General features: G+C 70.5%; 18 protein-coding genes. 11 read left to right on the forward strand and 7 right to left on the reverse strand.

Annotation, left to right across the window (positions count from 1 at the left end; translation table 11 throughout):
* The first annotated feature begins 100 nt into the window (after positions 1-100).
* Positions 101-460, forward strand: a complete 360-nt coding sequence (locus tag ACXJKF_RS02040) for an MmcQ/YjbR family DNA-binding protein (protein WP_456786080.1) — start codon at positions 101-103, stop codon at positions 458-460.
* Here the strand turns inward: ACXJKF_RS02040 and ACXJKF_RS02045 are convergent.
* Together ACXJKF_RS02045 and ACXJKF_RS02050 are read right to left on the reverse strand one after the other, a co-directional pair.
* Positions 427-1,308, reverse strand: coding sequence for an alpha/beta fold hydrolase (locus ACXJKF_RS02045; protein ID WP_456786081.1), 882 nt, complete (start codon positions 1,306-1,308; stop codon positions 427-429). The genes ACXJKF_RS02040 and ACXJKF_RS02045 overlap by 34 nt on opposite strands.
* Positions 1,295-4,042, reverse strand: a complete 2,748-nt coding sequence (locus tag ACXJKF_RS02050) for an MGH1-like glycoside hydrolase domain-containing protein (RefSeq protein ID WP_456786082.1) — start codon at positions 4,040-4,042, stop codon at positions 1,295-1,297. The genes ACXJKF_RS02045 and ACXJKF_RS02050 overlap by 14 nt, the downstream gene beginning before the upstream one ends.
* A gap of 199 nt (positions 4,043-4,241) precedes the next feature.
* Between ACXJKF_RS02050 and ACXJKF_RS02055 the strand changes: the two genes are divergently transcribed.
* On the forward strand, positions 4,242-4,832 hold the full coding sequence (locus ACXJKF_RS02055; protein ID WP_456786083.1) for a maleylpyruvate isomerase N-terminal domain-containing protein: 591 nt from the start codon (positions 4,242-4,244) through the stop codon (positions 4,830-4,832).
* 197 nt (positions 4,833-5,029) lie between these two features.
* Here ACXJKF_RS02055 and ACXJKF_RS02060 read toward each other — a convergent pair whose 3' ends face one another.
* Positions 5,030-5,251, reverse strand: coding sequence for a hypothetical protein (locus ACXJKF_RS02060; RefSeq protein WP_456786084.1), 222 nt, complete (start codon positions 5,249-5,251; stop codon positions 5,030-5,032).
* 467 nt (positions 5,252-5,718) lie between these two features.
* Positions 5,719-7,341 carry a glycoside hydrolase family 6 protein gene (locus tag ACXJKF_RS02065; protein WP_456786085.1) on the reverse strand — a complete coding sequence of 541 codons (1,623 nt, stop codon included), beginning with the start codon at positions 7,339-7,341 and terminating at the stop codon, positions 5,719-5,721.
* A gap of 253 nt (positions 7,342-7,594) precedes the next feature.
* Between ACXJKF_RS02065 and ACXJKF_RS02070 the strand changes: the two genes are divergently transcribed.
* A complete protein-coding gene (locus ACXJKF_RS02070; protein ID WP_456786086.1) occupies positions 7,595-8,668 on the forward strand; it encodes a LacI family DNA-binding transcriptional regulator in 1,074 nt (357 codons plus the stop codon).
* Positions 8,669-8,703: 35 nt separating this feature from the next.
* On the opposite strand, the gene bglS is transcribed toward ACXJKF_RS02070, so the two are convergent.
* From bglS to ACXJKF_RS02085, 3 genes are all read right to left on the reverse strand, one after another.
* Positions 8,704-9,486, reverse strand: a complete 783-nt coding sequence (bglS, locus tag ACXJKF_RS02075; protein WP_456786087.1) for a beta-glucanase — start codon at positions 9,484-9,486, stop codon at positions 8,704-8,706.
* Between the two features lie 167 nt (positions 9,487-9,653).
* Entirely contained in the window at positions 9,654-10,187 is a 534-nt protein-coding gene (locus ACXJKF_RS02080) for a putative immunity protein (protein WP_456786088.1), read from the reverse strand.
* A gap of 1 nt (position 10,188) precedes the next feature.
* Entirely contained in the window at positions 10,189-10,740 is a 552-nt protein-coding gene (locus ACXJKF_RS02085) for a GNAT family N-acetyltransferase (protein ID WP_456786338.1), read from the reverse strand.
* Here ACXJKF_RS02085 and ACXJKF_RS02090 point away from each other — a divergent pair.
* The 8 genes from ACXJKF_RS02090 to ACXJKF_RS02125 all read left to right on the forward strand — a co-directional run bounded on the left by ACXJKF_RS02090 (position 10,739) and on the right by ACXJKF_RS02125 (position 18,785).
* Positions 10,739-11,485, forward strand: a complete 747-nt coding sequence (locus ACXJKF_RS02090; RefSeq protein WP_456786089.1) for an alpha/beta fold hydrolase — start codon at positions 10,739-10,741, stop codon at positions 11,483-11,485. The two genes, ACXJKF_RS02085 and ACXJKF_RS02090, sit on opposite strands and share 2 nt — an antisense overlap.
* A gap of 78 nt (positions 11,486-11,563) precedes the next feature.
* Positions 11,564-12,106: a GNAT family N-acetyltransferase gene (locus tag ACXJKF_RS02095; RefSeq protein WP_456786090.1), complete on the forward strand. Its 543-nt coding sequence runs from the start codon at positions 11,564-11,566 to the stop codon at positions 12,104-12,106.
* A 326-nt stretch (positions 12,107-12,432) separates the two neighbouring features.
* Positions 12,433-13,596 carry an RICIN domain-containing protein gene (locus ACXJKF_RS02100; protein WP_456786091.1) on the forward strand — a complete coding sequence of 388 codons (1,164 nt, stop codon included), beginning with the start codon at positions 12,433-12,435 and terminating at the stop codon, positions 13,594-13,596.
* A 221-nt stretch (positions 13,597-13,817) separates the two neighbouring features.
* Positions 13,818-15,539 carry a cellulose binding domain-containing protein gene (locus ACXJKF_RS02105; protein WP_456786092.1) on the forward strand — a complete coding sequence of 574 codons (1,722 nt, stop codon included), beginning with the start codon at positions 13,818-13,820 and terminating at the stop codon, positions 15,537-15,539.
* Positions 15,540-15,882: 343 nt separating this feature from the next.
* Positions 15,883-16,473 carry a SigE family RNA polymerase sigma factor gene (locus ACXJKF_RS02110; protein ID WP_456786093.1) on the forward strand — a complete coding sequence of 197 codons (591 nt, stop codon included), beginning with the start codon at positions 15,883-15,885 and terminating at the stop codon, positions 16,471-16,473.
* The gene (locus ACXJKF_RS02115; protein WP_456786094.1) at positions 16,470-17,096 is read left to right on the forward strand and encodes a hypothetical protein; all 627 of its coding nucleotides are present in this window, start codon (positions 16,470-16,472) and stop codon (positions 17,094-17,096) included. The genes ACXJKF_RS02110 and ACXJKF_RS02115 overlap by 4 nt, the downstream gene beginning before the upstream one ends.
* Before the next feature lie 350 nt (positions 17,097-17,446).
* Complete coding sequence (locus ACXJKF_RS02120; RefSeq protein WP_307490192.1) at positions 17,447-17,650, forward strand: hypothetical protein; 204 nt, start codon at positions 17,447-17,449, stop codon at positions 17,648-17,650.
* 184 nt (positions 17,651-17,834) lie between these two features.
* Positions 17,835-18,785, forward strand: coding sequence for an HAD hydrolase family protein (locus ACXJKF_RS02125; RefSeq protein WP_456786095.1), 951 nt, complete (start codon positions 17,835-17,837; stop codon positions 18,783-18,785).
* The last annotated feature ends 21 nt before the right edge of the window (positions 18,786-18,806 follow it).

Consider the following 18,806-nt stretch of genomic DNA (forward strand, 5'->3'; position numbering starts at 1 on the left):
CCGTAGCCTCGTCGACCGGCCGTGCGCAGCGACTCTCGGACGCGGCGCGCGTGCGGCTGTCGTCATCGCCGGTCCCCTGAGCGACGTGTGAACATGAGGCATGGCCGTCCTCGAGGATGTCCGATCGCTGGCCACCGAGCTGGAGCGGTCCTCGCCGGTCGTCGTGCGCGGCCGGCTGAAGTTCCGCGTCGGGCAGATCGTCTATGTCGCGTTCTCCCTCGACGAGCGGGTCATGGGCTTCGCCTTCCCCAGGGACGAGCGCGCAGCGCTCGTGGCGAGCGACACCCGCAAGTTCCAGCTCCCGGGGGAATCCGACCTGCGGTTCAACTGGGTGCAAGCCGACCTCGCGGCGCTCGATCCGGCCGAGGCGCGTGAGCTCGTCGTCGAAGCCTGGCGCATGGTCGTCCCGCAGAAGATCGCCCGGGCCTACGACGTGGCCCATCCTGCCGGGCCCGGCTGAGCCCGTGCATCAGGACCGTCGTGGCTCAGAGGGGTGTCGTGGCGCGCCCGGTCCGCCGCCGCGGCGAGGAAGGCATCGACCGCCTCGTGAAATCGGCCGGGCTGGTCGCGCCGGACGCAGTGACCCGAGTCCGGGATGACGACGGTCCGGACACGAGGGTTGTGAAGGAGCTCGGGGCGGGGCGCCATCTCTGACGCGGGCGGTACGACGAGGAGCGTCGGCACCGTGAGGTCGTTGAACAGCTCCTCCCACGCGGCGTCGCCGAGCGGCAGGCCTCGTCGGACGTACTCGCGGTCGACGGCCGGCTTGCAGGCTGCCCATGCTTCGATCTCGCGCCGGCTCCAGGTCGTCTCGGCCAGCATCAGCTCCACACGCTCGGGGTGCCGGTCGACGTCACTCATGGAGTCGAGGAAGGCCTCGTTCGCCGCGACGAACTGCTGGTCAGGACCGCCGCCCTCGGGCCTGGCAGGGTCTTCGAGCACCAAGGCCCACACCTTCTCCGGACGCGCCAACGCCGTACGAAGCGCCAACAGACCACCGAGCGAGTGCCCCACCAGCGCGACCGGCTCGGTCAGGGCATCGACGATGGCGACGACGTCGCCGAGGAGGACCGCGGACGCATCCGCCAGCTCGTCCTCGGTGAGGCGCGGCGAGAGCCCATGACCTCGCAGGTCCGGGGCGTGCAGGTCCCATCGACCACCCCAGTGGCTCACCAGGTCCGGCCAGGCCGTCCCCGCCTCGGTCAGCCCGTGCACCAGCACCACYGGCGCGGCGCCCGGATCTCCGTAGCGGTGAATCGTGAGTGGCTGCACCGACACGTCGGCGCAGAGGTCATCAGTCGTGGGCACCGGGGCGCTCCGACCTCAGCCCGGCGAGAGGCCGGCCCGTGGGCCCGTCGTCCACGGGCGCCAGCCCGATCGTGTGCAGAAGGTCGCTCAGCGAGGCGACGCCCGAGCCCGGCCGGCGGCGGACCAGATCCGCGACGACGCCCGTCCACCCGGTCTGGTGCGTGGCGCCGAGGCCCGCGCCGTCGTCCCCGTGGAAGTACTCGTTGAACTGCACGATCCCTTGCCAGTGGGGGTTGTCGCGGAACTGGCTCACGTACCCGTAGCAGGGTCGGCCGTCGCCGTCGAGGGTGAAGAGCGAGATCAGCCGCCTCCGCAGGTCTTCGGCGATCTCCGTGAGGCCCGCGCGCTCGCCGGACCCGGTCGGGTACTCGATCTGGACCTGGTCGCCGAAGAACGTGCCGTAGACCCTGATCGAGCTGACCAGCAGGTAGTTCAGGGGGAACCAGATCGGGCCTCGCCAGTTCGAGTTGCCGCCGAACATCGCCGTCGTCGACTCCGCGGGCTCGTAGTCGATGCTCGCCCTGAGCTCACCGATGTCGAGGACGTACGGATGGTCCCGGTGGGCGGCTGAGACCGCGCGCAGGCCGTACGGCGACAGGAACTCCGTCCCGTCGAAGAGTCGCCGGAACAGGCGCTCGATCCGCTCGACGCCGACCACGCCGATCAGCATCCGACGATCGCCTGGTATGCCGCGGATCATGCCGGCGTCGGGTGCGAGATGAGGCTCGGAGCCCAGCAGGTCGGCGAAGCTCTTGCCGAGGAGCTCGAGGCGACGGATCAGCGGCTCGTCGATCACGACCCCGGCGAGCACCGGCAGCACACCGACCATCGAGCGCACCTTCACAGGGATGCGCTCGCCGTCGTCGAGCTGGATGCGGTCGTAGAAGAACCCGTCGGGCTCGTCCCACAGCCCTTGGTCGTCGAGCGCGTTCTTGATCAGTGCGAAGTGCTCGAGGAACTTGATCGTGAGGTCTTGCGTCGGCTGGCCACCCTGCCGGTGCAGGACCAGCGCCATCGTGGCCATGTGCAGCGAGTACAGGGCCATCCAGGCCGTCGCGTCGGACTGCTCGAGCGTGCCCGCCACAGGCAGCTTGTCGCGGTCGATGGGACCGATGTTGTCCAGACCGAGGAAGCCGCCCTCGAACAGGTTGGAGCCGTCGGAGTCCTCGCGGTTGATCCACCACGTGAAGTTGACCAGCAGCTTGTCGAACACCCGGCGGAGGAAGTCGAGGTCCGTCCCGCCGTCGACGCAGAACACCTCGAGCGCGGCCCACGCCTGAACGGGCGGGTTGAGGTCGTCGAACGACCACTCGTACGCGGGCAGCGCGCCGCTGGGGTGCTGGAACCACTCACGGCAGATGAGGATCAGCTGGTACTTGGCGAAGGCCGGGTCGACGTGCGCGAGCGCGACGCAGTGGAACGCGAGGTCCCAGGCCGCGAACCACGGGTACTCCCACGTGTCGGGCATCGACATGATGTCGAAGGCATCGAAGCTGCGCCACCGACTGTTGCGGCCGGTCTTGCGTGACTCCGGCGGCGGTGGCTGCCCGGGGTCCCCGTCGAGCCAGCGCGCGACGTCGTAGCTGTAGAGCTGCTTGGACCAGAGCATGCCCGCGAATGCCTGCCGCATCACGAGGGCCTCGTCGGCGGTGGTTCCCGCCGGCGTCAGCTCGGCGTAGAACTCGTCGGCCTCCGCGCGGCGCAGCGCGGTGACCTGGTCGAACGACGCACCGACGGCCCCGGCGGGTCCGCCCCGCGGGCGCAGGCGCAGACGCAGCTCCACGGTCTCCTGGGACCGCACCTCCACCTGGTACCACGCGGACGCCTTGGTCCCCGCTCCGTCCGGGTTGACCGTCGGCGCGCCGTGCAGCACGTGGTCGTTGATGCCGTCCTTCGGGTACGCCGGGGACTCGTCGGCACCGAAGAGCATGGCCGCGTTCGTGTCGTTGTCGCAGAAGAGCAGCGGTGGGACGGAGCCGTCGGGACCCGGCCCGACGACGAGCTCCAGGTCCCCGAACTCGGGGTGGTCGATCTCGACCGTCGCACCGGCGCCGGCACGCAGCGCGGGACGAGGCTGGTCCGGCTCCCACGACCAGGTGTTGCGGAACCAGACCGTCGGCAGCACGTGCAGCACCTCGGTGTCCGGACCRGCATTGGTGACCTGGACCGTCATGAGGACGTCGTGGGGGCCGTCCTTGGTGTACTCGACCTCGACCACCCAGAACCGGTCCTGGTCGAACGCCCCGGTGTCCAGCAGCTCGTACTCGGGCTCGTGCTTGCCCCGGCGGCCGTTCTCCGTCACCAGGTCGGCGTACGGGAACTCCCCCTGCGGATAGTGGTACCGCCACCGGTTGAGCGCGTGGCTCGGCAGGGCGTCGGTGAACCACCAGTACTCCTTGACGTCCTCGCCGTGGTTGCCCTCGTTGCCCGTGAGGCCGAACATCCGCTCCTTGAGGATCGGGTCTCGACCGTTCCAGAGCGCGAGCGACAGGCAGAGCCTCTGCTGGACGTCGCTGAAGCCGGCCATGCCGTCCTCGCCCCACCGGTACGCCCGCGAGCGCGCGTGGTCGTGCGGGAAGTGGTCCCAGGCCTCGCCGTCCGCGCTGTAGTCCTCGCGGACAGTGCCCCACTGCCGCTCGCTCAGGTACGGCCCCCACAGGTACCAGTCGCTGGCCTGCAGCAAGCCGTCCTCCAGCCGACCGAAGGCCGCGACCCGCTCGCGCTCGGCACCCATCTCACGCCTTCCCGTCGACCGGGCGCGTCCGCGGAACTCGGGGTTGACGGCTCATGCCCGACAGACTGCCTGCCGCAGGGCGCGCAGGTCATCACCCGAAGGAGATGACGCGGCGTCGCGGATGCCGCACCGGACTCGCACGGCACGATGTGCACGGCTTCGACAGCTGGGCGCAGGGCACCGTGGTTACGGTTGCGCGATGAAGCCGATCGCGACCATCGACGCGTGCCGCACGAGCCATCAGCTTCTGCTGGAAAGCCTTGTACCGCTCACCGACGACGATTTTCGTGCGCCGAGCCTGCTGCCCTGCTACTCGCGGGGCCACGTGGTGACGCACATCGCGAACAAGGCCCGGGCCCACGTGGTGCTCCTCGAGGGCGCTTCGGTCGGTGAGGTCCGCTGGGTCCACCCGGACGGGTACGACGTGGACCAAGCAGCGGAGGTAGGTGCCGGCCGCCCCGCAGCTGAGCTCCGCGCCGACCTGGTCGACTCCCTGCAGCTCCTCGAGGCCGCGTGGGCGGCACTGGAGGAGGCTCACTGGGACCGGCAGGGGATCATGGCCGCCGGCCCACGGACGATGGTCGAGATCATTGGCCACCACCTGCGGAACGTCGAGGTCCACCATGTGGATCTCGAGATCGGTCATCACCCGTCCGACTGGCCCTCGATCCTCGTCGAGGTCGAACTGCCGAAGCGTCTCCACGCGCTGCCCGACCGGGCCAGCCACGCCGAGCTCCTCGCTTGGCTCCTGGGCCGGGCACCCGCACCGGATCTGGTGGGCCCGTGGTGACGCTCCCTCGTCGAGCACTGCTGGCCGCCGCCTCTGCGGCTTCCGGCTTCCAGACAAGTCGGGTCGATGAACTAGGCAGCCCGAACAGCCCGGCTGGCTCCTGCGGACCGGCCGGCAGCCGAGGTCACGGCGGGTGACGCCGCACCTCCGGTGTCGGTGGACGGCGAGTCCGCGCCGACGGACGGCCCACGAGTGGATCAGTCGGTGGGCTCGACCGCCGACGGGTCGTCCACGAGCTCGCCCGGCGTCGGCCCGTCGCCACCACCGCTGTCCTCGGCGGGCTCGGTGCCGTCGGGCGCGGAGTCGCCTGAGGCCTCGGCACCCGCCTCCAGCACCTCCGGGGTGACCTCCTGCTCGAGGGTCGGGTACCCGTAGCCGCCTTCCTGCGGGGCGTCCGGGTCCTGCGGTGAGTCGCTCATGATCGCCCTTCCTGCCGAGCCCGGACCGTCGCGAACCAGGTCGGTCCCATCGTCGGCGCGCGCACGCTCCAGCGCCATCCGGACGTCGGCGACGCACGAGCTGTCGGGAGCGCGGCAAGGGTGCCCAGCCCGCGGCGTCCGACGAAGCTGCGTCGGCGCGGCGCCGCCACCGTCCGCCACCGGAGAGCGCGACGTGCGACGGCGAGGGGTACGCCGTGCGCACAGGCTCTGCCAGCGGGCTTGATGCATCGTGACCAAGCGGCTGCCATCCCTCGCTGGAGCGATCGCCTGAGGCCAGGCGACCGATCGATGGCGTCGACATCGTCGGGGCGTTCAGGTCGGATCAGCAAGGTCGTCTCCGGCTCTCGTCACCCCGCTCGAGGACCCGAGCAAGCCAGCGATCACGCGGCACGAACAGCGCCGAGGGGCCGGTTGCACGGAGCCGGCCCCTCGGTGTGCGGCGACCGCTAGGAGGTGCAGGCCTGGCCGTCGAGCCGGAACTGCAGCGGCGCCTGCGCGGCACCCGTTCCGGTGACGACCAGGGTGGCCTTCTTGCCCGGCGCCAGGGTCGGCAGCACTCGGGGCGCCGTGACCGTGACCGCGTTGCCGGACTGCACGAACGAGCCGCCGACGACCGTCTTGACCCGCTGGTCGCCCTCGAACTCCCACGACAGGTGCCACGGGCTCAGTCGCTGCGTCCCACGGTTCTCCACCGTGAGGGCAGCGACGAAGCCGCGCTTCTTCGGGCCGCCGACGCTGGTGCCGATCATCTTGACGTTGCAGGTGAGCGGGTTCAGCGCCGGGACGGCGAGGGCGATGAGCTCGCGCGCCTGCTGGGTGAACCACTGACCAGCCGCAGGGTCGGCGATGCCACGCTCAGGGTCGAGCGGGCCGGCCGTGCCGCGGAAGCACTGCCCGTCGGACTCACCGGGCACCTTGATCCACAGGTAGGCGTCGACGAGCGCAGAACCGGTCGAGGCCGTCGGGCGGACGCCGAGCCCGCGGTCGGGCGGGTTGCACCAGTCCTCGTGCGCCGGGTAGACGTCCGGCGGGTACTGCCACGGCCCCACCGCGTTGCGGCTCGTGTCGATGACGAACGTGGCGGTCGGCTGGACGCCCCCGAGGATCGAGGCGTAGCGAGAGTCGACCCCCGCGGTGCTCAGCGCAGGATCGGTCGCGTCCGGCGACCATCGGCCGTACTGCGACATCGCGACGCCCTGCCAGTTGTTGGCCGGCCCGCCGTTCCAGTACTGGTTCCCGCAGCTGGCGTAGTCGCCGGGAACGACCTCGGTGGCGTAGGCGATGCACGACGAGACCCAGGTTCCGTAGGCCGTGCCGTTCTCGGTGAACTGGTAGTTCGAGGCGTTCAGGAAGAACCCCGTGGCCTTCTGCACGCCGGCCTTGACCAGGCGGTCGCTGATCTCGCCGACGTTCAACCACGCCGACGAGGTGCCGTCGAGGTAGACCTTCACGTTCGGCAGGGCGGCAAGGGCGTCCACGGCGTGGTTCAGCTGCTCGAAGCGGTTCGCCGTGGCCGTCGCGGGGTCGGTCTCGGCCGGCTGGCACCAGTCCATCGAGCCGTCGAGGTTGGTGTAGTGGGGGATGATCCCGAGGCCGTCGGGTTCGAGGATGACGGTCGCTGGCCGGCTGCCGATCCCCGCGGCGAATCCGTCGACCCACGCCGCGTAGGCCGCCGTGTCCGCGGCCCCGCCCGCGGAGTACTGCGCACAGTCGCGGAACGGCAGGTTGTACGCGACCAGCACCGGCAGCTGACCGGCCTTCGACGCGGCCGTGACGAGCCCGTCGACGTCGGCGCGCACCTCCTGCGGCGTACCGCCGGTGAACCAGTCCGCCGACGGGACGCTGCCGAGCAGCTGGGCGTCGGCACGCGCCTGCCCGGTGAGCGACTGGGCGGCCTGCAGGGTCGTGCTGTGCGGGTTGGTGTAGAACGTCGAGCCCGTCTGCGGGGCGGGCTGTGGTGCGGGGGCGGGCGGTGCCGCGTAGGCGGGGGCGAGCATCGTCAGCGTGACCGCCAGTGTCGCGGTCGATGCCAGCGCCGTGCGGCGCATCGGGGCGCGGGTGCGGGACATGTCTCTCCTGAGTCGTCGTTGACCGGCAAAGTGGGACCGCTCCCACATATTTCCAGTCATTCTGCGCATAGCGGGACCAACACGTCAACGCCCCGAGACGGTGACTTTGGACGGATGTTCACCTCGCTCCGGGCGTGCGTCGGGACGGTGGCGGGTGCGACCACCGGGCAGGCGGCGCGTGACCGAGCGCTCCCTGCGCGACGCCCCCTGACATCAGMGCAGGCCAGACCGGCGCGCCAGTAGGCTCGGCCGCATGGCAGACCCCACCGCGGCTGGTCCCGGAGACCGTCATCGGGAGGGGCCCGGCTCGCTCCGTGCGCCCCACGTGGCGACGCTCGACGAGGTGGCCCTTCGGGCCGGGGTCTCACGGTCCGTGGCGTCGCGGGCCATGAACAACGCCCGCAACGTGAGTGCGCCGAAGCGGGAGGCGGTCGCGCGCGCGGCGAGCGAGCTCGGGTACGTCCCGAACGCCACCGCTCGCGCCCTGGCGACGAGCACGGTCGGGTCGGTGGTCCTCGCGGTCTCCAACGACGACCCTGCGCTGTTCGGGGATCCGTTCTTCTCCCAGGTCCTGGTGGGTGTGGCAGCGGCCCTCGACAGGTCGGAGCTGGACCTGACGCTGATGCTCACGTCCTCGGAGCGGGGGCGGGCGCGGCTCGAGCGGCTCCTGYGGTCGCGCCGGTCGGACGGGGTGATGCTGATGGGCTTGCGGAGGGACGACCCGCTGAACCGGGTCGCCGCCGCGACCGACCTGCCCGTGGTGCTCGGTGGCCGTCCGTTCGATGCGGAGGCCCGGTGGTACGTCGACGTCGACAACCGAGGGGGCGGGCGCCTGGCCGCCGAGCACCTGCTGTCGTCGCGCCGTCGTCACCTCGCCACGATCGCCGGGCCCGACGACCTGCAGGCGTCGGTCGACCGCCTCCGGGGTTTCGCCGACGCCCTGGCGGTGGAGGGGCTTCCCTCGGACTGGGTCGAGCACTCCGACTTCAGCTACGAGGGTGGTGCCCGAGCGATGACGCGGCTCCTGGCGGCGCACCCGGACATCGACGGCGTGTTCGCAGCATCGGACAACATGGCGTCCGGGGCCCTCCGCGCACTGAGGGCGGCCGGCCGCCGGGTCCCTGAGGACGTCGCGGTGGTCGGCTTCGACGACCTGGAGATCGCGCGCCACACCGAGCCGGCGCTCACGACAGTCCGCCAGCCGATCCGCGGGCTCGGCCACGAGATGGCCACGATGCTGGTCCGCCTCATCGACGGGGACTCCCCGACCCCGATCATCCTGCCCACCCGGCTGGTCGTCCGCGGCTCCGCGCCCGGCGCGACCTGATCGTCGCGCCGGGCGCTCGACGAGCCCGACCGTGATCAGTACCTGGTGTACTTCACCCAGTCGTAGGTCGCGGTGCGCTGCCCCGAGTAGGTGAACCGTCCGAGCCAGCTGTCGACACCGGTCCCGGGCCACAGGTTCATCATGATGCGCCCCGGGTGGGTGGGGAGCCGCCCCCGGGAGCCGTTCTCCTGGTGGACCAGGCGGCCGTCGACGAACCAGTTGATGGTGCCGCCGTTCCACCACTCGAAGGCGTAGTTGTGGTAGCCGGCAGCGGCGTCGAACCCGAGGTTGATCACCTTCTCGTGCCCGCCGACGCCGTTCGTGAAGTAGTTGGTCTGCATCTGCCAGGTGTTCTTGCCCAGGATCTCGACGTCGATCTCGTCCCAGGGCTGGCCGTCGCTCGGTCCGGTGTACGTGAAGAACGAGCTGACGGTGCCGGCACCGCCCGAGGCGGCCTTCATGCGCACCTCGTAGCGCCCGTACGAGTACGTGTCGGTGGTGCGGTACTCACCCGAGGCGTACGGCTTGCCGGAGCAGCCGTTGGGGCACGGGGTGGTGTTGAGGTTCAGCCCCATGACGCCGCCGCTGTGCCAGACGTGGTCCGCGCGCCAGCCGGTGTTGAACATCGAGCCGTTGCTGTACCCGTCGGCCTTGGCCCAACGGGAGTTGGCGCTGTCAAGGTTGTCGACGAAGCTGCCACCGGCCGCCTGGGCGGGCAGGACGAGCGCTGGGCTGGCCGAGATGCCGACCACCAGTGCCGCGACCAGGAGCCAGCGGTGGAGCGTGGAGCGGTGATGATGCGTCGCCATTGAGCGCATGTGTTCCTCCATCGGTACGGGTGCGTCGCGTCGGCCCGGTGTCACCCCGGGTGCGGCGTTGTGGACTGGACTGGAAATAGTTGGAACCGATTCCAGTTTCCTCATGCTGGAGGTCGGGCGAGTGCCACGTCAAGGCCCTCAGGGGTGACGCCCTGCGGGATCCGCATCTAGCCGGCCAGCGCTGCCTGGATCTCCCGGATGACGGTCCCGAGGACACCGGACGCGAGCAGCCCGGAGCCGAGCGGGCCGGCCGGGTCCTCACCCAGCAGGGGCAGGCGTCGCAGCGCCTCCCGCGCAGCCACCGTCATGTGCTGGAGCTGCCAGCGCACTTCGTCGCCGACCGCCTCCTCGCGGTCGGGCGCCCCGAGGCCGGCAGCCTTCGCGGCGTACGCGGCGGCCCCCAGGGCGTGCGCACCCATGTGGGCGACACCGGAGGCCTGCGCCGCTGCCCTGGCCGCGGCAACAGCCGCCGGGGAGCTGACGGCACCCGCTGCACGGCCTGCGACGAAACGCTGGCGGATCTCGTCGGCGGCACGCAGCTCGCCGCGGCTGAACGCCCGGGCACGTGCGATCGCGTCGCGCGGCCGATCATCGGCAGGCGCCTCGGACTCGAACAACGGGAGGACACGCTCGGCGCAGGCCGCCGCCCACCCGGCGACCGTGCGCCGATCAGCCTCGCTGAGCGCTTGGGCAGAGACCACGTCACCCTCCATATCGCGTCGGACTGCGGTGCAGTCGACGCCGAACCATGTCCCACCTGACCGAGAGCTGTTMGTACCCCGCCGCCCTGTAGGTGGCAACCGCGGCGGCCCGGTTGGTGCAGACGGTCGCACGCGACGAGCCGAGCTCCCGGAGGTGGGCTGCCGCGGCGAGGCACACCGTGCGGCCGTAGCCGCGCAGGCGATGGTCGGGGTGCACACCCAACGGCTCGAGCAACCCCGGTCGACCTCGGTGGCCAACCCACCGCCCACACACCTGCCTGCTGGACCACCGAACCGTGTGCTTGCCGGGTTCTTTGTCGAATCGGCGCACTGAACCATGAACATCGAACACTTCCCCCGACGAAGGATCCGTCATGTCCCGCACCACGCCCCACCGCCGGTCACCGAGCCGGTCCCTGTCAGCCCTCATCCTTGTGGGCCTGACGGCAAGCGCCGTCACCGCCTGCACAGGCGCCCAGTCGGCTTCCGAACCTCGGACCCCGCTGTCCGCGACGCCCGGTACCGGCCAGCCGGAGGAAGCGGCGCTGCACATGATCGACAACGGCGGTCACCGCCTCGCGTTCTACGTCACGCAGGGAACCGGCCCCACGATCGTCCTGGACTCGGGGGGCGGCGAGGACTCCACCTACTGGAAGAGCCTCGTCCCGGAGCTGCACGAAGCCACGGGCGCCACCGTCATCACCTACGACCGATCCGGTCTCGGCAAGAGCGATGTCGTGCCGGGCCCGTGGCAGGTCGAGAGTGCCGTCAGCGACCTCGAAGCGGGCCTTGAGCAGCTGGGCGTCACCGAGGACGTGACCCTGGTGTCCCACTCCCAGGCCGGTCAGATCGCGACCTACTTCGCCCAGGACAACCCGGCGCTGCTCTCCGGTGCGGTCCTGGTCGACGCCAACCTTCCGCCCCTCTTCACCGACGAGCAGATCGCCCGCCTGGTGGCCTTCAGCCAGCCTCAGCTCGACGCGGCGAAGAAGGACCCGGACGATCCGCAGAACCGTCAGCTCCTGTCGACCGCAGAGAGCTTCGTCGCGACGAGCACCGCCTTCCACCAGGCCGCCTGGCCGGACGCGGTGCCGGCGACGGTCATCGTCTCGGAGAAGACTCCGTTCGACGGATCCCCCGAAGACGTCCAGCGCTGGCGCGACGCCGCCGCCTCGTTCGTCGAGGCCKGGCCCCGCCGCACGCTGGTCACCGCAGAGGGAAGCTCTCACGACGTCCTGAAAGACCGACCCGAGCTCGTTCTGAAGGAGATCGAGAGCATGGTCACCGCCCAGCACTGACCCACCACCGGAAGGCGCTCCCGCCGATCGAGGCGCTGCGTCGAGGCACTGTCAGGGCCGCGTCCGTACTGTCGGGGCATGGCAGAGCTTGGGCGCGTCACGTGCCCACCGGCACCGATCGCCACCGATCGCCTTGTGCTCCGCCCCCCGGCGGCGCGCGATCGTGCGGCATTCGTCGACCTCTACACCTCGCCCGACGTCGGGGCGTATACGGGCGGAGCACGATCGCGTGAGGCGGTCGAACGCGCGCTACCTGCGACTCCGCGGGGGCGTCCGGGTCATTTCGTGGTCGACCTCGACGGAACGATGGTCGGGACGGTCCAGCTCGAACGCCGAGACGTCGACTACGAGGTGCGCCCGGCGGCCGGCCACGTGGACCTCGGGTACCTCCTTCTCCCGGAGGCATGGGGCCGCGGATACGCCACCGAGGCGTGCCGAGCCGTGCTCGGCTGGTTCGCCGGCGCACTCCCCGGTGAAGCCGTCGTACTCACCACCCAGACTGCGAACGCGCGGTCGATGCGCCTCGCAGCGAGGCTGGGGTTCGTCGAGGTCGAGCGGTTCGAGGCGTACGACACCGAGCAGTGGTTCGGCAGGTGGACCCCACCCGCAACGACCGGCTGAGACTCAAGCACCTGGTCTGCCCGGGCCCCGGCGCGCGGAGATCCGGACGTATCGAGAGTCGAGACGGGCCGCACTGTGCACGCCCCGAACCTAATCGTTTGTGACGATCACACCCCCCGCGAGCCCCGTGCCAGACTGGCCAGATCCCGCCGTGTTAGCGCTCACATCGGCGGGATCTCATCGCCAGGGACGTCACCAACCCCGAACACGTCAGAAGCCGTGAACGCACGGCGCGCCGACCAGAGGTCGCAGGACGCTCTCACCACCGCAGTGCTGCGGTGCGCGCCCGGACGGTCACGCGCAGCCATCTCCAGGAGGCACACGACATGCACCGAACTGCCCGACGGCTGCTGCTCGCCGTCACGATCTGCCTCGCACTGGCTGGAGGTGTCGTGGCCGGGTCCGGGCCCGCCTCCGCCGAGAGCAACGGGGGCACCCGAGTGATGCCCTTGGGCGACTCGATCACGGACGGCGTCGGCGTCTCCGGAGGAGGCGGCTACCGCGTCGGGCTGTGGCAGCGGCTGGCACAGAACGGCTACACCACGGACTTCGTGGGGTCGGGCTACAACGGGCCCGCCAGTCTCGGGGACCACGACCACGAGGGGCACTCCGGCTGGCGGATCGACCAGCTCGACGCCAACATCGTCAACTGGGTGCGCACGTACCAGCCGCGCACCGTGCTGCTGCACATCGGCACCAACGACATCACCCAGAACCGCGACCTGGCGAACGCACCCGCCCGGCTCGCGGCCGTCGTCGACAAGATCACGAGCACGTCCCCGCAGACCGACGTCTTCGTCGCGACCCTGATCCCGGTGTCGTTCGCCGACTCGCAGGTCCGGGCCTACAACGCCGCCATCCCCGGCATCGTGTCGAGCAGGGCCGCCGCCGGGCAACGGGTCCACCTCGTCGACATGTACAGGGCTCTGACCACCGCCGACCTCGCCGACGGCGTGCACCCCAACGCGACGGGCTACGACAAGATGGCGGCCACCTGGTTCGCCGCGCTGCGTGCTGTGCCGGGGAGCATCGGCAACCCGGCCGGGGGCTCCGGTTCGGTGGACACCTCGGCCTGGTACACGCTCGTCAACCGCAACAGCGGCAAGGCCATCGACGTGTACAACCTGTCCACCGCAGACGGCGCACGCATCACCCAGTGGTCCCGCAACAGCGGCACCCAGCAGCAGTGGCAGTTCGTCAGCTCCGGCAACGGCTACTACCGGCTGAAGTCGCGGCTGTCGGGCAAGGTCCTCGACGTGACCGCGAAGTCAACAGCCGACGGTGCGGCGATCACCCAGTGGAGCGACAACAACGGTGCGAATCAGCAGTTCAGCATCCAGACGATCGACGGATACATCCAGCTGATCAGCCGCAACAGCGGCAAGGCGGTCGAGGTGCAGGGTGCCTCCACCACCGACGGCGGGAACATCGTCCAGTACTCCGACTGGAACGGCTCCAACCAGCAGTGGCAGCTGGTCCGGATGGGCTGAGCCGGCATCACGGTCGGCGCGGACGAGCCCGTCACCTTCGCTCGCGTGCGTGCCGGCCTGCTCGTCGAGCGCGTCGAGGCCGCCACAGCGGATCCGACCTCTGGACACGAGCAACCCCGCGGGATCACAGCCGCGGCGACCTGGTGCGCCCGGGTCCCTCTCCGCCGGCAGCCAGCGGGGACACGAGGTGCACATCAACCCACCACGACGATCGGACAATCATGCAGAGATCTCAACGATGGCGCCGGATCTGGCCGGCGGTGCTGGCCGCGGCCACGCTGATCACGGCGGGAACAGTCGCCGACGCGCCCGTAGCGTCCGCTGCGGCCGCGTGCCGCGTGGACTACGTCATCTCATCGCAGTGGTCCAACGGTTTCGGTGCCAACGTCACGATCACCAACCTGGGTGACGCCGTCAGCAGCTGGCGGCTCACCTGGAGCTTCTCCGCTGGTCAGACCGTGACCCAGGCCTGGAACACGAGCCTCACCCAGAGCGGCACGACGGTGTCCGCGAGCAACGCGTCGTACAACGGCTCTCTCGGCACCGGGGCGACGACGCAGTTCGGCTTCAACGGCAGCCTGACCGGCTCCAACCCCGCGCCGACGTCCTTCGCCCTCAACGGGACGACCTGCAACGGCCCGGTCAGCACGCCGACCCCGACGCCGACCGCGACCCCGACCGCGACGCCGAGCCCGACACCCACCGCCACGGCCGCGGCCGCGGACATCACCGTGAACACTGGCCGCAAGTACCAGACGATCGATGGCTTCGGTGCCGCGGTCTCCATCTGGGGCGGCGCCTGGTCGACGACCGACACCCAGACCCTTGTCGGGATGGGMGACAACCAGCTCGGCCTCTCGATCGTGCGCACCGGGATATCCCCGGTGTCGAGCGAGTGGAACGCACAGGTCAGTGCGCTGAAGACGGCGAAGTCCTACGGCTCCGACGTGAAGATCCTTGCCTCACCGTGGACGGCGCCGGCGGCCTGGAAGTCGAACAACAGCCGGATCAACGGTGGCACGCTGCTGACCTCCCGCTACGGGGACTACGCCAACCACCTGAACAGCTACGTCCAGTACATGAGGAACCAGGGCGTCACCATCGACGTGACGTCGGTCCAGAACGAGCCCGACTGGCACCCGGCCTACGACTCGATGGCGTGGACGGGCGACACGATGCGCAACTTCGTGCGCGACTACGGCGCGACCATCAAGAACACGAAGCTCCTCGTCGCCGAGTCGCTGGGTACGAACCGGTCCTACTCCGACCCCACGCTCTCCGACGCGACCGCCCGCAACAACATCGGGTACGTCGGCGGCCACATCTACGGCCAGGAGAACGGGCCGAACCTCTCGGCGTACCCGCTCGCCGCGCAGTACGGCAAGAACCAGTGGATGACCGAGTGGAACTTCCACGAGGCCGACGGCAACGGTTCGAACATCTGGGGCGACCCGTCCAACCTCGCCGCGTGGAACGAGACCCTCGACACGATCATGCCCTCGGTGAACCGGACGATGGAGTCGAACTGGAGCGCCTACATCTGGTGGTACGGACGGCGCTACTACTCCTTCATCGGCGATGGGGAGTCGGCGTTCGGGACGACGGGCGGCGCCGTCCTCAAGCGCGGGTGGGCGTTCTCGCAGTACTCCAAGTACGTCCGTCCGGGCTACCAGCGCATCGGCGTGACGGAGAGCTCGAAGGCGTCGCCCCTGGACGTCACGGCCTACCAGGGCGACGGCAAGATCACGCTCGTCATCCTCAACCGCACGACCAACGCCGTGAACGGCGCCGTCATCCAGGCGCCCGAGGACGTCGCGTCCGCGTTGCAGACCATGACGTCGCGGTACTCCAGCCGCGCCGGCCAGACGACGGGCGTCAACGGGAGCCAGGTGACGGTCTCCGTGCCGGCCCGGAGCATCTCCACCGTCGTGATCACTCTCTGAGGTACCGCCCGGGCACCTGACGTGGCACGACACGTCAGGTGCCCGGCGGCGTCGTGCCCGTCAACCGGTGCTGCTCCGCCGGCGGGCTCTCCTCAGCTACCCGGCCCAGAACACTCGTGCCAGCGGCCGAAGACCCGCAGTTCTGCCTGTCGCGTCCGTAGCCACGCACGTGCACGGAGTCGCAGACGCTGATACTGGCGCCGAACCCGCCAGGCACGGAGAGGGTGGAGCGCGCGCGCAGCCCGTCGATGAACGCCGTCCCCGCGCCCCCCGTGCCGTGGGGCGTGCAACCGTTCACCGTGCCGGACGCGTCTGAGGGGTATGAAGGAACGGAGAGCACCCCATGAGATCTGACGAGGACTTCCGGGCGTGGGCCGCGCAGCGACGCCAGTCGCTGGTCCGCACCGCAACGCTGCTGACGGCCGGCGACCCGCACACGGCGGAGGACGTGGTCCAGACCGCGATGACCAAGCTGTACCTCGCCTGGCCGCGCCTGCGCGACGTGCAGGACCGCGACGCGTACGCCCGCCGCGTCCTGGTCAACGCGTTCACCGACGAGATGCGCACGAGCCGGCGCAAGCGAGAGGACCTCCGATCGGAGCTGCCCGACCGGGCCGTCGGGACCGGGGCCGTCGACGACGACTCCCGCCTGCTGTTCGCAGCGCTCGGCGAGCTGCCGGACCGGATGCGGGCGACGGTGGTGCTGCGCTATTTCCACGACCTGAGCGTCGCCGACACCGCGAAGGCGCTGCGGTGCACCCAGGGGACGGTCAAGAGCCAGACGGCGCGAGCGCTCGAGAAGCTCAAGCTCCGGCTCGGACCGGCCCTGCGCGACGACCGGGGTCCGCGCCCGGACCACCCCGGCCGCCCGCAGGTCGACACCGTCCCGATCCCCTCGACCCACACCACCCTCACCGCTGGGAGACTGTCATGAGCGACCTGACCACCCTGATGTCCCGGGCGACCGCCACCGTCGACGCGACGCCCGCCGCGGTGCTCGACGACGACGTGAGCCGCGGGCAGCGCGCCCGCCGTCGCCGCACGCGCCTGGTCGGCACCGGCGTGGCGGCCGTCCTCGCGGCCGCGGTCGCGGTCGGCGCGCCGCTCACCTCGACCACCCCGTCGGCCGCCGCGGCCGAGCTCGTCGCCTACACGGCCGAGCAGCCCGCGGGGTTCACCATCGCTGAGGTCCCCGAGGGCTGGCACGTGCTGTTCTCCGACCGGAGCAGCCTGGTGCTCGCCGACAGCGACGACGACGGCTCGGACCCGAACAGCTTCGAGGGTCGCATCGTCGCAAGCCTGGTCGGTTCGGAGTCGCTGCCGGGCGGCGACCTCGAGGCGCAGACCTTCGCGGTCGGCGGTCAGGAGGTGCTCGTGTACGAGATGCTCGACGCGGACGGCGAGCCCGGCGGGACCCTCGGGGTGTTCGTGCCCGAGGGCGACGGGGACTACCTCTCGGTCCAGCTCCCGCCCGAGCTCCACTGGACGGGCGAGGTCGCCGCACGGTTCGTCGAAGGGCTCGACGTCACCGACGAGGCGGGCCACACGGTCGGCTGACCACTGAGCGGTGGTGCGGCGCGGCGGCACGAGCCCGCGCCGCACTACCGACTCACTCCGGGTCGCAGCGCGCCCCCAGGACCGTGAGGGAGCCGGCACCCGACGATCGCCGGCGCTCCGACATGCGCCGGGAGACCCGTGGCCACATGGCCGCCCCTCGTGGGACTGGCCCGGCGGAACACGCTCCGGGCCGCTGCCGTCGAGCCACCCGCCTGAGTCCCTCGAGCCCTCGGAGCCCTCCTCCAACTCGCGGTCGTCGTGACCGTGGGCCATGATCCGGGTGCTTCCGAATCACCGGAAGCATCAGTCCCTCCGGCAGGCTCGCCGGACCCCCCTCCCTTGGAGTGCCCATGCTCGCGCTCGTCGCTGCCGCGATCTTCGCCCTCGCCCTGCTCCTCGACCTCCTCGAGGCGAACCTCGGGGACGCCTTTACCCCACAGACGCTGATGTTTGCCGGTCTGTTCTTCCTCGCGCTGCACCTGGGAGGAGTCGGCGGCTCGTCGCCGGTGAACGGCGGCTGGCGGGGACGTGGGGGGAGCTCCCGCCGGCGGTAGAGGCTCGTCCCACCCGCTCCCGTCATCACGCCGGAATGCACCAGGAGGTCACGACGCGCTCCGCGCGCGTTCGTGGCCTCTTTGGTGCCCCCGGGGAGGAGCCGCACAGGCAGCTCACTCCTGCCTCTTGACCTGCACGCGTGTGGAGATGCACGACGGATAGGGCGCGGCTGAGCGTCGTACCTTGACCGGTCGGGTGGTCCCAGCCCGGCCGGTCACAGTCCGGCGTCGGAAGAATTCTTGCGACCATGGGCCCGTGCCAGCCATGAGCCCCGTACGGAGCAAGCTCGTCTTCCTCGACATCGACGGCACCTACGCGGTGCACGGAGTGGTGCCACCGGGTCACGAAGACGCCGTGCGCCGCGTGAGGGCGGCCGGCCACCGCGTCTTCCTGTGCACCGGCCGCTCCAAGGCGCTGCTGCCGACCGGCATCCTCGACGTCGGCTTCGACGGCCTGGTCGCCTCGGCCGGGTGCTATGTCGAGGTCGAGGGGAACCTGCTCATGGATCGCCGCTTCCCTGGTGACCTGGCCAGACGGGTGGTGTCGCTCCTGGTCGAGCACGACGCGGCGTTCGTCCTCGAAGCGCCGGAGGCGCTGTACGGACCGCCCGGCGTAGACGACCGGTTGAGGGCGCTGCTCGGACCAGGGGGCGACCAGGAGCAGCATGGCGCCGACGACTTCCTCCGCGCGCTCCGCATGCTCGAGGACCTTTCGGAGGTCTCGTTCGCCAAGGTCACCTACTTGGCGGCAACGGCACCGTGGACCGAGCTGCTGAGCTCGCTGGGGCCGAGGGTGGGTTTCGTGCCCAGCTCGATCGTCGAGGCCCACGACTTTGCCGGCGAGCTGTACCTGGTCGACGTCCACAAGGCCCTCGGGATCGAGCTGGTCCAACGACACCTCGCGGCTGAGCGAAGCGATGTCATCGCGTTCGGAGACGGCATCAACGACCTGGAGATGCTGGAGTACGCCGGGGTTGGCGTCGCGATCGAAGGGTCGGACGAGAGGGTCATGGCGGTCGCGGACGCGTTCGCACGGGGCCCTCACGTCGAGGGACTCGTCGCGTCGTTCGACGACCTGGGTCTGTACCGAACAGTGCCCACCCGGCTCGATCCGGAACCGGGCCATTTCGGGTAGCTGAACCAGCGGGTCGGATAG

The organism is Cellulomonas sp. P5_C5, assembly GCF_054049655.1.

Coding starts and splice junctions, on each gene's coding strand:
- ACXJKF_RS02040 (WP_456786080.1), top strand. CDS start 101: ATGGCCGTCCTCGAGGATGTCCGATCGCTGGCCACCGAGCTGGAGCGG.
- ACXJKF_RS02055 (WP_456786083.1), top strand. CDS start 4,242: ATGAAGCCGATCGCGACCATCGACGCGTGCCGCACGAGCCATCAGCTT.
- ACXJKF_RS02060 (WP_456786084.1), bottom strand. CDS start 5,251: ATGAGCGACTCACCGCAGGACCCGGACGCCCCGCAGGAAGGCGGCTAC.
- ACXJKF_RS02065 (WP_456786085.1), bottom strand. CDS start 7,341: ATGTCCCGCACCCGCGCCCCGATGCGCCGCACGGCGCTGGCATCGACC.
- bglS (WP_456786087.1), bottom strand. CDS start 9,486: ATGCGCTCAATGGCGACGCATCATCACCGCTCCACGCTCCACCGCTGG.
- ACXJKF_RS02095 (WP_456786090.1), top strand. CDS start 11,564: ATGGCAGAGCTTGGGCGCGTCACGTGCCCACCGGCACCGATCGCCACC.
- ACXJKF_RS02100 (WP_456786091.1), top strand. CDS start 12,433: ATGCACCGAACTGCCCGACGGCTGCTGCTCGCCGTCACGATCTGCCTC.
- ACXJKF_RS02110 (WP_456786093.1), top strand. CDS start 15,883: ATGAGATCTGACGAGGACTTCCGGGCGTGGGCCGCGCAGCGACGCCAG.
- ACXJKF_RS02115 (WP_456786094.1), top strand. CDS start 16,470: ATGAGCGACCTGACCACCCTGATGTCCCGGGCGACCGCCACCGTCGAC.
- ACXJKF_RS02120 (WP_307490192.1), top strand. CDS start 17,447: ATGCTCGCGCTCGTCGCTGCCGCGATCTTCGCCCTCGCCCTGCTCCTC.